Here is a 13,680-nt window from a genome sequence, read left to right as displayed (position 1 = left end):
CCGATTCTTCGCTTTTTCTTCATCGCGGACATAATCCTCAAGGCAGGCCCGCTTTGTGCCAGAAACAAACTGAGAAAAACTCAGGTACGTCCTGAACATCTGACCGCACAACTTCACTATTCAAAGTGGGTCAGGATCTGCTTTAATATATACAGTTAAACTGTATATATGGGGGTTTTCATGTCTGAGCAAAATAAAATTGTCGTGCAACGCTTCAATCAGTACGTTATTGCCGAAGGCAGCCGCGAGGCATTTGACGTATTAGTGGCTGACCGTTTTATCAATCGATCCGCGCCGGAAGGCACTGCCGGCGATCGTGAAAGTCTGTGGCGTACCTTTGACCAGATCCTTCGCCCCGCGCTTACAGATTTGCAGGTCAATATAGAAGATCAGATTGCCGAACGAGACTGGGTCACCACGCGTAAAACGATAACGGGCAGGCATACAGGTGAACTGATGGGGGTCGCTCCAACCGGTAAAGCTGTCAACATTTCAGTGATAGATATGGTCCGGATTGCTGAAGGAAAATACGTAGAGCACTGGGGGCTAAACACACTGGCACAGGTGTTGAGTCAGCTAAAGCAGAACTAAAGGAGTTTGTGCAGTGCTGCCAGACCTTTCTGCAGATCCCCGCGTTCGGCTTCACTGAGCCGGGTATCTAACCGTGCCGCAATCCACTCAACTCGCTTTGCACGTGCGTCGGCCAGTAGGGCACGTGCATTTTCACTTAGTACAATCAGTTGTGCCCGCGCATCCTGCGGATTTTTTTGCCGCTGCACCAGACCCTGAAGCTCAAGTTCATTGATTACCAGACGCATGCTTTGATGTTTTACACCCCGCAGGCTGGCAAGTTCAGCGATAGAAAGCGCATGGTGCGTATCGAGCAGATCCAGGGTTTCATACTGGGATGTGCGAATTGTGCCGGTTGATATGCGTACATTTCGAATAAACGCGCTCACTATCTCGCGCAGTTCTTCGGCCAGTACTTCCGCTTCACTTGTCAAAGGAGGTTTTTCGTTCATTACGGGAGGTTAACCTACATTTAATTGGCATACAGGGGCATCTTAAAAAGGTGTGAAAGTTGGTTTAACGGACAGGCGGGGCTGTCATTTTGTGCCAGCAACGTGCATGTATTATCGTTATGCCAGGCTCCGGTATCGGCCGATAATTCAGCCCTGGTTAGCCTGGCGCCACCTTCATTTTCTCCCGTAGACAGGAAGTCAAAACTTCAGTTGAAGCGTATCGGCAAACTGGCGGTAATACAGCTCGATGAGTTTCTGTCCATTGTCCGGGGAGAACAGGTACAGGCGCATGAGGCCTTCAAAAACAAGGGACAGGCGCTCTGTCACTGCATGCGGATCGAGTCCGGCAGATATCTGGCCGCTGCTCTGGGCCGCGCGTATCCTGCTATGGACGCTGTCAATCAGGCCAGCTTCTGAATCACGAAGGAGTTCCGCAACATGTGTGTTACGCGCACCTTCACTGGCGATTTCAGCACGTAAAACCGCCACCGCGTGCCCCTCGGGTGTGAGGAAAATCTCTGCCAGCAACTCTTCAATCGCCTTGCGACTGAAATCAGTACTCCAGAAACGGCTTATCAGATTGTGATGCCGCTGCAGGTCGAGTTCAATAAGCGCCGTGATGAGGACGTCCTTGCTCGGAAAGTACTGGTAAATGTTCGCAACGCTGACCCCTGCAGCCGCACCAATCTCGGAAATAGATGAGGCGTGAAACCCGCGTTGTATAAAGCAGGTTCGGGCCCCGTTGAGGATCTGGGTCATGCGTTCTTCACGCGCATGCTCATTCACGGGACGCCCGCGCAGGGGCTTGTCTGCATCAGTTTTCATTTTCACATTTTATTCCATTCAGGTAACACAAGGACGACACCGGAGTAGTGTCGTCCTCAGTTTGCAGGTCAGGTCAGCCGCGCAGTGGACGAACTGGCGATACGAGGCGATAAACGTCAGAGTGACGCCGGCGTAGCCTCAACGCTCGCATAGACCTTGATTTCCTGAAACTGCTCAATCGCACGTGGCCCGCAGAGGACGCCGATACCACTTTGCTTGAAGCCGCTCTGTTCGAAGTGCTCGGACATAACGCCCCAGCAGTTTAGCCAGATATGACCGGCTTGAACAGACTTGCCAACTCTCCGGCCACGCGCCGTGTCGTCTGAGAACACCGACGCGGCGAGACCGAATTCGGTAGCGTTTGCGCGCATGATTGCATCAGCTTCGTCATCAAAAATCTCGAAAGTCTGGACCGGCCCGAAGACTTCAGACTGGATGACATCGGTGCTCAGGTCCTGTACTTCGATCAGGGTGGGGCGGTAGAACGCGCCTGAGGCCAGAGGGCCTTCATTTACGGGGCCGCCGCGCACCAGAATGTTTGCATACGATCCTGCAGCCGCGACCACGGCGTCAACGCGCTGAACACTGGCCTTGTCGATCAACGGGCCAAGCTGCGCCTGCGGGTCTTCGCTTTCGCCGAGCCGGACATTCTGATAAGCCTCGATCAGTGCAGCGCGCAACCGGTCGGCGATGCCACGCTGGGCCAGTACCCGTGAACCGGTACAGCAGAACTGACCATTCATCGCGACCAGTGCCATGACGATCTGCGGCACCACCACATCAAGGTTTGCATCATCAAATACGATCAGCGGCGCTTTGCCGCCCAGTTCCAGATTCAGACGTTTGAGCGTTCTGGCGCCGTTGGCGGCAATGAGGCGGCCTACTTTAGTGCTGCCGGTATAGCTGATCATGTTCACCAGAGGGGAGTCGACCAGCATGGAAGCGCCTGTACTCCCGGTTTCGGTGATCACATTCAGTACACCCGGTGGCAGCGATTTGACTGCAGCGATTGCCCGGGAAAACAGGGCATTGGTAAGCGCGGTCTGGTGCGGCAGTTTCAGCACCACAGTACATCCGGCAGCCAGGGCGGGAGCGACAGCGCGCACTGACAGTATGATTGGTGAGTTCCATGGCGAAATAACGCCCACAACGCCAAGAGGTTCGGGATCGGAATGGAAATGCATTCCCGGAGCGGCTTCAAGGGCGCGCCCGCCGGTCTGCAGCAGTGCCGTGGCGGCACCATAACGCAGCCACTCCACCGTTAATGCCAGCTCCCACTGAGTCTGCGCCAGCAGCTTGCCCCCTTCGCGTGCCAGCTGGATTGCTATCTCGTCCACCCGTTTTGCGACCTCGTCGGCCAGTTCAAACAGGGCACGTGAGCGCAGGGAGCGATCTCTGGACCAGCTTGTCGTGTCAAAGGCAGTACGGGCGGCTTCGATCGCCTGACGTGCTTCGTCAGTGCCGATGTCCAGGTAGTTTCCCAGTGGCTGGCCTGTTGAAGGGCTTATCGCCTGTCTTATCGTGCCTCCGTTGTTCCAGTTACCGTTGATCCAGTTTCCTGCAGCTTCAGTCATATTCGGGTGTTCCATGATATTTCCTTTCCGGGTATCCCGCGGATTGAACGATGCAGACACGGTGCGGGTAATCCCTTGTCTGCCTAGTTGACGCCGAAGCTAAAAGCTGCCCGTTTGCGTCGCGACAAATATAAAAGTAAGTGATCATTTATATAAATGCAACGTTATTTTACAGCGCTCAGATATTATGGGATTAACACTGCTGGCGTGGACGGGACTCGTCCTGGCGAGGATAGATGGTCATGGAACGAATACGCATCGCCCTGGGGCGGCAGCTCAAATCTTTTGCCGCCCGGTACAGATGGGCTGTAACTGCCCCAAATGTGAATCTTTGAGTAAGCGAAATTTTTACTAGGTTCAAACGAGGAAATCATGCTCAAAAAGAGCATGCATTCTGCGAGTACAAGGCTTAAATCCGGCCGGGGATCCCGAATTTCCGTCCCATTCATGACGGGGAATCAGGATGCATCCTTCACCCCGCCGCTCATAACATTTTTGACACTGCTCCGGCCATCGCTGTTGCTCTGCGTCAGAGCAATTCCCTCCGGGAAAAATGGACGGCTGCCGCAATCTTCTGGTGTACCGCTGAATTGCCGGACTGTGCTTCCCGTCCATGCCACACCGGCACTAAGCCTTACAAGTCTTTCAGCAGACTAGCCGACAGTTGCCGAAGCAGATTTAACTCTTCATCGTTCATCTGCATGGTACATCTCATCTTACCAGGCAGATCCAGCAGAGCCTCTTTCATCTCATTCGCCTTTTCAGTAAGAACGACATTTTTCATCCTTTCATCTCCGGCGACAGCCATCCTTTTCAGAAACCCCTTCGCCTCAAGTTTTTGTACAAGCGGCGTCAGCGTTCCCGAGTCAAATAATGTCTTCTGGCCAAGCGCCCGTAACGGGATATTGTCCTGCTCGTAAAGGGCCATAAGCACGACAAACTGTGGGTAGGTCAGGTCAAACTCTTTCAGCAAGGGCCGATACTGGCGGATTAGCGCGTTTGTTACCGAATACAAAGAAAAGCATAGCTTTTCCTCTAAGATGCTGTTTTTTTGCATTTAATTTTCTCCATGCAAACACACCAGAATTGTTTAAATAATATTTGCTATAAAGAATATTGCATGCAAGTTAAATTCGCAAAAGTTAAATGCCGGTAACAAGGCGATGCGCATAATTTTACCAAGACCGGTCATAAAAGCCGGGTCAGGTGTCCTGAATTTTGCCTTATTTGCATTCTCCCTGTGGCATTTTCCGAACAACCGGTTTGTTTTCTGCTCAGCAGCGAGGGCCGGGCATTTCTTTGAATACCGTGATTATCTCATGCTTACTGACCCCTTCTCATGAACGCCAGCGACGTCATTCACATAACACCCGAAAAAAGCACATAAAAAATCATTGTATTTATATAAGTGATCGTTTACTTTTATATTCAACGTAAACGAGAGACCACTCGCTCAGACGTCAGCCAGGCAGACAAGGGATTACCTGCCCCGGGTCTGTGTCGGTTAATACGCCACATGTTTTGAGGAGAGATAGCAAGGAACGTCGGGATTCCAACGAAACTGCGCAGAACCGTATTGACGGTGGTCAGCCCCAGGTCCGGCCAGCCGCAGGGCAGTTAGCAGAACACTGGCTGTGGCCGGAGACGGCTGGCAGAGCATATCAGTAGCTGAATCCAGTGATCAGAATGGATTCTCTTCTAATCAACTGTTTTAAAAGACTTAAATAATGCAAAGCCAGAATGTCCAGAAAAGATGAACAAATAAAGTTTGACTGAAAGAATATTGCGTGCAAGCATTATGCATACAAGATTAATGCCGGAACAACCGGCGCCCAACTGAATAATACAATCAACACACATCTAAAGAGGCTTAATCATGAAAACCGTATCAGCTGTCCTGACTTCTGCTCTTTTCGCATCCGCCACCGCTGTGGCGTCCGAAAAACCAGTCAACCTCCCTGCCCCCACAGCCGGCGTGCAGGCATTTCTCAACGTGCTGAACTCCGGTGACGGGAAGCCCATGGAACAAATGACCCCGCAGGAGGCCCGTCAGGTACTGATCGGGGCACAGAAGGGCGTTACGCTGCCATCTGCGCAGGTTGCAGAAAAAATCATCACGGTAAACGGGCAATCCATAAAACTGAAAATCGTGAAACCGGACAACGCGACCGGCACCCTTCCTGTATTCATGTTCTTCCATGGCGGCGGCTGGGTGCTGGGAGATTTCCCGACCCATGAACGTCTGATCCGCGACCTGGTTCGTTCATCCGGCGCTGCGGCGGTATATGTGGACTACACGCCGTCACCGGAGGCCCACTTCCCTGTCGCGATTAACCAGGCGTATGAAGCAACCAAATGGGTGGCTGAACACGGTCAGGAAATTGGCGTCGATGGCAGCCGTCTGGGCCTGGTCGGTAACAGCGTAGGGGGAAATATGGTGGCCTCTGTGGCGCTGCAGGCTAAACAGTTTAACGGGCCGAAGATCCGTTATAACGTGATGCTGTGGCCGGTAACGGATGCGAATTTTGACAGCACATCCTATAACCAGTATGAAAACGGCTATTTCCTGACGAAAAACATGATGAAATGGTTCTGGGATAACTACACCACTAACGTGTCAGACCGTAATAATATTCTTGCCTCGCCACTGCGTGCCACCACTGAACAGCTGAAAGGTTTCCCGCAAACCTTAATCCAGACAGCAGAACTGGATGTTCTGCGTGACGAAGGTGAAGCGTTCGGTCGCAAGCTGGATGCCGCCGGCGTGCCTGTGACCGTGACACGCTATAACGGCATGATCCACGACTACGGGCTGCTGAACCCGTTAAGTCAGGAGCCCACCGTCAGAACCGCGCTGGAGCAGGCGGGCGCAGCGCTGCAGAACCACCTGAAATAATATCCGCATAAGGTATAAACAGCGCGGCCAGAGGCCGTGCTGTTTTGTATGAACCTGGCGCCTGTCTTCGCTAATTCCGGCTGAAAAACCGCTACCGGGCAAACCCGGTTACGCAGCCATGTTATCTTTGCTTTAAGTCCCCGCCTCCATCTTGATATCTGAATTCTGCTTTTCGCTCATAGTCGACCTGTAACACCGTGAATATGTCCGCCTGGTGCCAGTAGCGGACGTTACTGGTATTAATTCCCCGCAGGCTAAAGTGAAGCCTGCAGGGATATAACTTACGGTGTCACGATATTGAACCAGAACTCAAATTTATCCATATATCCCAGCATGGCATCAAGTTTTGTCCCGTCACCGGTCACTTTCACCGCGCCGTTCTCCTCGGCCTGTTTCAGTGTGGTTTCCTTGAGGATGATTTTGTTCAGGGTGTCGCGATTCAGGGTAATGGTGGCGTCAGCATCGGTCGCTTCGGCGTTGGCGGTGTGGTTCAGCACTCCGTTTTCCAGCTCAAGCTTGTACTTACCGCCGTCGCTGCCAAGATCGATGTTAAACACCGATTTCGCCGTCCCGGCCTTCTCGCCGTTGCTGTGCACCGCCAGATAGTCGAAGAACATCTCTGGAGTCATCGCCCGCACCGTATCCGGGCTGGCGGTGTTAGGGGTCGGGCCTTTCACCACGCCGTTACGCAGTTCCTGTGCGCCGGTGAGGTAGAAGTTACGCCACGGGCCCGATTCGGCCTGATAACCCAGTTGCTCCAGCGCGTCCGCCTCCAGGTTGCGGGCCGCCTGGTTGTTTGGATCGGCAAACACCACTTTGCTCACCACCTGCGCCACCCAGCGATAGTTACCCTGGTCGAAGTCGGTTTTGGCCTTCTGCAGAATGGCGTCCGCGCCGCCCATGTAGTCAACGAATTTCTTCGCGGCCTCTTCCGGCGGCAGTTCATCCAGGGTGGCCGGGTTGCCGTCAAACCAGCCGAGATACAGCACGTAGGTGGCTTTCACGTCGTGGCTCACCGAGCCGTAGTAACCCCGGTTGGCCCAGGTGTGCGCCAGCGAATCCGGCAGTTTAAAGTTGGCGGCGATTTCGTCCCGGGTCAGGCCCTGGTTCGCCATGCGCAGGGTCTGGTCGTTGATGTAACGGTACAGGTCGCGCTGGCTCTTCAGCAGTTTATTGACGTTTTCATTGCCCCAGGTCGGCCAGTGGTGCTGGGCCATCAGGATCTCGGCTTTATCACCCCAGCGCACAATGGCTTCGTTGATGTATTTCGACCACGGCAGCGGCTCGCGGATTTTGGCACCGCGCAGGGAGTAGGTGTTATGCAGGGTATGGGTCACGTCCTCGGCGGATTCAATCAGTTTTTTCTCTTCGATATACCAGAGCATTTCAGAGGGCGCTTCTGAGCCTGGTGCCAACATAAAGTCATAGGTCAGACCGTCGATGGTCTCTTTTTGACCATCCTTTTCGATGATATTGGTTGGGGCAAGCAGGGTAACGGTCCCGGCGGAGGTGGTGGTACCCAGCCCGGCACCGACCAGGCCTTTGGCATCCGGTTTCAGAAGGTTGCCGTACATATAGCTCGCGCGACGGCTCATCACGTTCCCGGCCATAATGTTTTCTGCCACCGCTGCTTCCATAAAGCCGGCCGGGGCATAGATTTTCACCTTACCGGCCTTGACGTCGGCCTCATTCACCACGCCGCGCACGCCGCCGTAGTGGTCAACGTGGCTGTGGGTGTAGATCACCGCCACCACCGGTTTCTGGCCGCGGTTTTTAAAGTAGAGATCCATCCCGACTTTTGCCGTTTCCGCCGAGACCAGCGGGTCGACCACGGTCACGCCGGTGGCGCCTTCAATAATGGTCATGTTCGACAGGTCGAGGTTACGGATCTGATACACCCCGTCCGTCACCTCAAACAGGCCGCTGATATTAATCAACTGCGCCTGCCGCCATAAGCTGGGGTTGACGGTATCCGGCGCTTTATCGCCCTCTTTAATAAAAGCGTACTGCTGCGGATCCCAGACTACGTTGCCCTGTTCGCCTTTGATTACCTCTGCGGGGAGTGCGGCGATAAAGCCTTTGTGGGCATCGGTAAAGTCGGTGTTATCGGAGAAAGGCAGCTGGCTGAACAGGGCGTTATTGGCCTGTTGTGTGGCGGCGGCAGCCTCTTTCGGTGCTTCTGCTGCGAGTGCGCTGGCTGAAAAAATTTCAAGAAATAGAATTAACGGCGGGGAACATGAATAAATATAACCAGGCAAGCATATTCAGCAAGTGAGCAAATAAAACAACCAATTGAATTTTAAGAGGCATAGTTTTGCAAAATCAATGCCCTGTAATGTTTGCAAGTAACATTTAACCTTCTGATGAGCAGAGTCGGCCATCGCTCACAGCATATCTCTAACACCAGGCGGATTTCCGCTTGTCGCTCATAGCGGACCTATACCCTATTCATTTCAGATATTGAGCAGGCTTGATAACTGGATGATATCCTTAACACTATCATCAAAAATGTAAAAATCCTGCGCAAGCTGATTACGCCTTATCATAATTTTATTTATGATGCTTCCTTGATGAAAATCACCATATCAAATTCGTAGCGGATAGGTTTTCAGGCGATATTCAACCGGGCTGAGGCCGTTAAATTTAAGGCTGATTCGCCGGGTGTTGTAGTAATGAATGTACTCCTCAAGAACGATCTTCAGTTCGTCAACATCGTTGAATTTACGGGTGTAAAAGCATTCAGATTTTAAGGTCCCGAAAAAGCATTCTGCACAGGCATTATCCAGACAGTTTCCTTTACGGGACATGCTTTGCAAAACCCCAAACTCACGCAACTGATACTGATACCATCGATGCCGGTATTGCCAGCCCTGATCTGAATGAAGTACTGGTTTGCTGTTTGCCTCCATTCTGGCAAATGCCTTAATCAACATGTCGTCAATCATCGGCATGGTTGGGCGTTCCGAAATACTGTATGAAATGACTTCGTTATTGAAGAGATCGATGATCGGAGAAAGATAGAGTTTCCGGCCATTGACAGCAAACTCGATGACGTCTGTGACCCATTTTTCATTAGGCCGGCTGGCTTTGAAGTTTCGTTGCATGATATTGGCAGCAGCACTTCCCCGTTCGCCACGCCATGAGGTGTAACGCTTTACTTTGATAGCTGCTTTAAGGTCAAGAGCATTCATCAGGCGCTGGACCGCTTTGTGGTTGATCACGCCCCCCTCTCTTCTGAGCGCCAGCGTTATCCGTCGATAACCATATCGACCCTGGTTTTCATCATATATCTCACTGATTCGACGATTTATTGCATCGTATTTTCCAGGAGACTTAAGTGCCTTAAGATGATAGTAAAACGTGCTTCTGGGTATCCGGGCAATACTCAGCAGCTGGTCAAGCGGATAATGCTGCCTTAGTTCGTCAACAACGAGAACCTTATCTCTTACCGAACTAAGGCTTTCAGCTTTTGTAGATAAACTATCCGTAATTCCAGACGTTTGACCTTCCTTTCCAGCTCATGAATCCGTTGCTCTTTTGATCGTTCCTCTGCGGCTTCAATAAGTTCAGGGTGTTCAGCCATGTAAGATACCCTTTTTGTGCCTACCTTGAGTGCTCGAAGCCCTTCTTCACCATGCTCATTGAACACTTTTACCCATTTGGCGACAGATGATGCACCAGCAACATTGAATTTAGTCGCGGCCTGGGTAAGGGAGATCTGTCCGGAAAGCACGGCTTTCACAGCTTCAATTCTGATTTCAGGATCGATGGATACGCCCTTATCTCTGGGCTTTAATCCCTCTTCACCATAAGCATCATAGGCTGCAACCCAGATTCTTACCTGGGTTCTGGGAACGTTGAAACGGGCTGAAGTTAACCGATAGCCTTCATCGCCAGCAAGATAGTGCATAACGACTGCAAGGCGTTCTTCGAGGGTATATTTACGTCCGGGCATAGGACTCTCCAGTTTGAGAGTCCAACTAAATGGGTGCAGTGCATGCACATCAACGTTATGTTGAGTGGGGCTTTCTTCTGTTTACCCTTCCAGCAATGCTTCAGGCAAACAGCCTCAAGCACCCGCGTGAACTCTATTCGTATTCCGTCCTGCTGTCAGAATCGGCCGTCATTTCGTGAAGCCGCCTTCCAGAATTTCACTCTCTTTTACCCGCCAGGTCAGCACCAGCGCCACCAGCGAGATGGCTGCAATCACCCAGTACACCACGGCATGACCATAGCTTTGCACCAGCGCCCCCTGAATAATCCCCGCAAGAATCACGCCGGTTGAAATACTGTTGGTAAACAGCGTAGTGGCTGAACCTGCCCGCCCCGGCATTAGATCCTGGAACCAGAGCATGCCAATCCCGGCGACGATGCCGATAAAGACCGCGTTAAACAGCTGCAGGGCAAGTAACGCTTCATGGCTGTGAAAGAGGATCAGCCCAAAGTAGAACAGCACGCCCGCCGCCACCGCAATCACCATCATCCGCCGCTTACCAAAGTATTTGACGTAATAGCCAGCAAGGATCATTGCCGGGATCTCCAGCCCGGCGGCGGTACCCATTAAGATCCCGGCCAGCTTATCCGGTAAGCCCAGATCGCTGCTGATCCACAGGGGCATGTCGATGATATACATGGTGTTGCAGGTCCACATCAGGGTAGAGGCGATAAACAGCCGGCGGACGTTTTTGTCTTTCCAGCCGCTGATCTGCGTCACCGGTACGGCACTTGCTGATTCCACCCGGGAAACCGACGGCAGTGCGAAAGCGATTAGCCCCAGGCTGATAGCAAAAATGGCCGCCGCAATAGAGAACATGACGGTAAAGCCATAGTTAAGCGCCAGCATAAAGGCCAGCGGCGGGCCGATAACCCACGCCAGCGACAGCTGGGCACGCATTACCGAGCTGAACATCACCACTTCACGCGCCGAGCTGTCGGCATATTCCCGCGCGAGGGCAAACAGCTGCGGCATGGCGGTATTGGCCAGCGAAGCCAGCAGCACGCCGCAGGTCAATAAGGTCAGGTAGTGACGGTTAAAGGCAAACAGCAGCGCGTTACAAATCGCCATCGCGCAGCAAAAGAGGATCAGCTTGCGGCGATCGCCCTGGCTGTCCGATCGTTTCGCCAGCCACAGACTGACCAGGATCCCGGCGACGGCATTGACGGTGTAAAAAATCCCTACCCAGAATGGCTGGGCACCCACCTCACGGCTCAGGAACAGGCTCAGGGTCGGGGCTTGTAGCGCACCGGCGATGCCCATCATAAAAGCCACCACTAAAAAGGCGGCATAAACACCGTTCAGACGGCGTCCCATCGTCATTAACCAGAGCATTAACTGTTCCCTTTAGCGCAAGTGAAAACGAAAAAAGCCAGCAGATAATACCTGCTGGCGTGGTGATTCGCACCAATACTCAGTCACACATGATCGAAGCCATTCAGCGTTCCGAGGTCGACGGTGTCACCTCCCACTGCATCAGATCTTCCAGTATTTTCAGCTGCTGTTCTGCACACCGGCGGGCCAGCCAGGACACTCCCTTTGTCGCTGAGAAGTACTGTCGGTAAAACTGACTCGTGGTAGACCTCTTCATATTCACCTCCTCGCTTCATCGAAGTGAATTATTGGCTTAATATAGGGATTAATAAATTGCTGATTTTTTGTCAGGAGTTCCCCTTTTATGCCCTCTGGTCGTCTGCAACAACAATTCATTCGCCTGTGGCAGTGCTGTGACGGCCAGGCTCAGGTCACCACGCTCAGCGAGCTGGCCGAGTTACTCAGCTGTTCGCGCCGCCATATGCGCACCCTGCTGAATACCATGCAGCAACAGGGTTGGCTGAGCTGGGAAGCCGAAGCCGGGCGTGGCAAGCGTTCCCGACTCACCTTTCTCTACACTGGCCTCGCACTGCAGCAGCAGCGGGCAGAAGATTTGCTGGAGCAGGATCGTATCGATCAGCTGGTGCAGCTGGTAGGTGATAAGGCTGCGGTACGCCAGATGCTGGTCTCCCATCTGGGCCGCAGCTTCCGCCAGGGCAGACACATCCTGCGGGTACTCTATTATCGTCCGATGAAAAACTTGTTGCCGGGCAGCGCATTACGACGCTCCGAAACCCATATGGCACGCCAGATCTTCAGCGGGCTGATGCGCATAAATGAGGAAAATGGGGAACTCGAAGCCGATATTGCCCACCACTGGCAGCAACTTTCCCCGTTGCACTGGCGCTTTTTCTTGCGGCCGGGTATCCATTTTCACCATGGACGTGAGCTGGAGATGGCCGACGTCATTGCCACTTTGCAGCGCGCCCGCGAGCTACCCCTCTATTCACACATTACCCGGGTCGAATCCCCTACCGCCTGGACCCTGGATATCCATCTCTCGCAGCCTGACCGCTGGCTTCCCTGGCTGTTGGGGTATGTGCCGTCGATGATCCTGCCGCGCGAGTGGGAATCGATGCACAACTTTGCCAGCCTGCCGGTGGGTACCGGGCCGTATGCCGTATCGCGTAATAATAATAACCAGTTGAAGATCCGCGCCTTCGATGACTACTTTGGTTACCGGGCGCTGATTGACGAGGTGAACGTCTGGGTCTTGCCGGATATCAACGAAGAGCTGAGCGTCGGCCTGACGCTGGAGGGCCCGACCGAGGGAGAAAAGGCAGTAGAAAGTCGGCTCGAAGAGGGCTGTTACTATCTGCTGTTCGACGCCCGCTCCCATCGCGGCGCCAGCGCAGAGGTGCGTCAGTGGGTAAGCCAGATCCTCTCACCGGCCAATCTGATCTATAAGGCCGAGGAGGTCTATCAGTCCTACTGGTTCCCGGCCTATGGCCTGCTGCCACGCTGGCATCACGCGCGCCCGGGGCGCGGTGACAAACCGGCCGGACTGGAGAGCCTCACCCTCACCTTCTACCGCGAGCATATTGAACATCGGGTGATCGCCAGAATGATGAGTGAACTGCTGGCCGCCGAGCAGGTGACGCTGAATATTCAGGAGGTCAGCTATGAAGAGTGGCATCGCGGCGAGGCGGTGAGCGACATCTGGCTCAACAGCGTCAATTTCACCCTGCCGCTCGACTTCTCGCTGTTCTCGCATCTGTATGAAGTCCCGCTCCTGCAACACTGCATTCCCCGCGACTGGCAGCAGGACGCCGCCCAGTGGCGCGCAGGCGAGATGAACCTTGCCGCCTGGTGCCAGCAGTTGCTGTCCCAGCAGGCGATTGTCCCGCTGATCCACCACTGGCTGATGATCCAGGGGCAGCGCAGTATGCGCGGCTTACGCATGAATACCCTGGGCTGGTTTGACTTTAAATCCGCGTGGTTTGCCCCACCGGAACCATAATACTTTCGTAATATTCACCAAATCATTACAATACC

The 13,680-nt window shown here is 53.3% G+C and carries 11 protein-coding genes; 3 read left to right on the top strand and 8 right to left on the bottom strand.

From position 1 onward, the window contains the following. Positions 1-180 precede the first annotated feature (180 nt). Positions 181-591: an ester cyclase gene (locus tag ACF8PE_RS17960; protein ID WP_117386323.1), complete on the top strand. Its 411-nt coding sequence runs from the start codon at positions 181-183 to the stop codon at positions 589-591. Here the strand turns inward: ACF8PE_RS17960 and ACF8PE_RS17955 are convergent. The 4 genes from ACF8PE_RS17955 to ACF8PE_RS17940 form a co-directional block, all read right to left on the bottom strand. After that, positions 588-1,022, bottom strand: coding sequence for a MarR family winged helix-turn-helix transcriptional regulator (locus tag ACF8PE_RS17955; RefSeq protein WP_117386235.1), 435 nt, complete (start codon positions 1,020-1,022; stop codon positions 588-590). The two genes, ACF8PE_RS17960 and ACF8PE_RS17955, sit on opposite strands and share 4 nt — an antisense overlap. A gap of 198 nt (positions 1,023-1,220) precedes the next feature. Then, the gene (locus ACF8PE_RS17950; RefSeq protein WP_223263938.1) at positions 1,221-1,847 is read right to left on the bottom strand and encodes a TetR/AcrR family transcriptional regulator; all 627 of its coding nucleotides are present in this window, start codon (positions 1,845-1,847) and stop codon (positions 1,221-1,223) included. A gap of 116 nt (positions 1,848-1,963) precedes the next feature. Next, entirely contained in the window at positions 1,964-3,436 is a 1,473-nt protein-coding gene (locus tag ACF8PE_RS17945; protein WP_200142211.1) for an aldehyde dehydrogenase family protein, read from the bottom strand. Positions 3,437-4,055: 619 nt separating this feature from the next. Next, positions 4,056-4,478 (bottom strand): MarR family winged helix-turn-helix transcriptional regulator, encoded by a 423-nt coding sequence (locus ACF8PE_RS17940; protein WP_032616499.1) that lies wholly within the window; start codon positions 4,476-4,478, stop codon positions 4,056-4,058. Between the two features lie 819 nt (positions 4,479-5,297). On the opposite strand from ACF8PE_RS17940, the gene ACF8PE_RS17935 reads away from it, so the two are divergent. Next, a complete protein-coding gene (locus ACF8PE_RS17935) occupies positions 5,298-6,317 on the top strand; it encodes an alpha/beta hydrolase (protein ID WP_117386236.1) in 1,020 nt (339 codons plus the stop codon). 281 nt (positions 6,318-6,598) lie between these two features. Here the strand turns inward: ACF8PE_RS17935 and ACF8PE_RS17930 are convergent, their stop codons facing one another. The 4 genes from ACF8PE_RS17930 to sgrT all read right to left on the bottom strand — a co-directional run bounded on the left by ACF8PE_RS17930 (position 6,599) and on the right by sgrT (position 11,902). Beyond that, the gene (locus ACF8PE_RS17930) at positions 6,599-8,563 is read right to left on the bottom strand and encodes an alkyl/aryl-sulfatase (RefSeq protein ID WP_117386324.1); all 1,965 of its coding nucleotides are present in this window, start codon (positions 8,561-8,563) and stop codon (positions 6,599-6,601) included. A 339-nt stretch (positions 8,564-8,902) separates the two neighbouring features. Next, positions 8,903-10,272 (bottom strand): IS3 family transposase gene (locus ACF8PE_RS17925; protein WP_098946224.1). Its coding sequence is split into 2 segments (ribosomal slippage): positions 8,903-9,789 and positions 9,789-10,272, totalling 1,371 coding nucleotides; the frame shifts between segments, so codons are not numbered across the junction. 168 nt (positions 10,273-10,440) lie between these two features. Beyond that, the gene (locus tag ACF8PE_RS17920; RefSeq protein ID WP_032616494.1) at positions 10,441-11,646 is read right to left on the bottom strand and encodes a sugar efflux transporter; all 1,206 of its coding nucleotides are present in this window, start codon (positions 11,644-11,646) and stop codon (positions 10,441-10,443) included. 103 nt (positions 11,647-11,749) lie between these two features. Further along, entirely contained in the window at positions 11,750-11,902 is a 153-nt protein-coding gene (gene sgrT, locus ACF8PE_RS17915) for a glucose uptake inhibitor SgrT (protein ID WP_032616493.1), read from the bottom strand. An 87-nt stretch (positions 11,903-11,989) separates the two neighbouring features. Between sgrT and sgrR the strand changes: the two genes are divergently transcribed. Further along, the gene (gene sgrR / locus ACF8PE_RS17910) at positions 11,990-13,645 is read left to right on the top strand and encodes an HTH-type transcriptional regulator SgrR (protein ID WP_032616492.1); all 1,656 of its coding nucleotides are present in this window, start codon (positions 11,990-11,992) and stop codon (positions 13,643-13,645) included. Positions 13,646-13,680 lie beyond the last annotated feature (35 nt).

It is taken from the genome of Leclercia sp. GLN_9, assembly GCF_043105735.1.
Taxonomy (GTDB): domain Bacteria; phylum Pseudomonadota; class Gammaproteobacteria; order Enterobacterales; family Enterobacteriaceae; genus Enterobacter; species Enterobacter adecarboxylatus.
The sequence above is the reverse complement of the archived record's forward strand: the minus strand, read 5'-3'. Positions and strand labels throughout refer to the sequence as shown.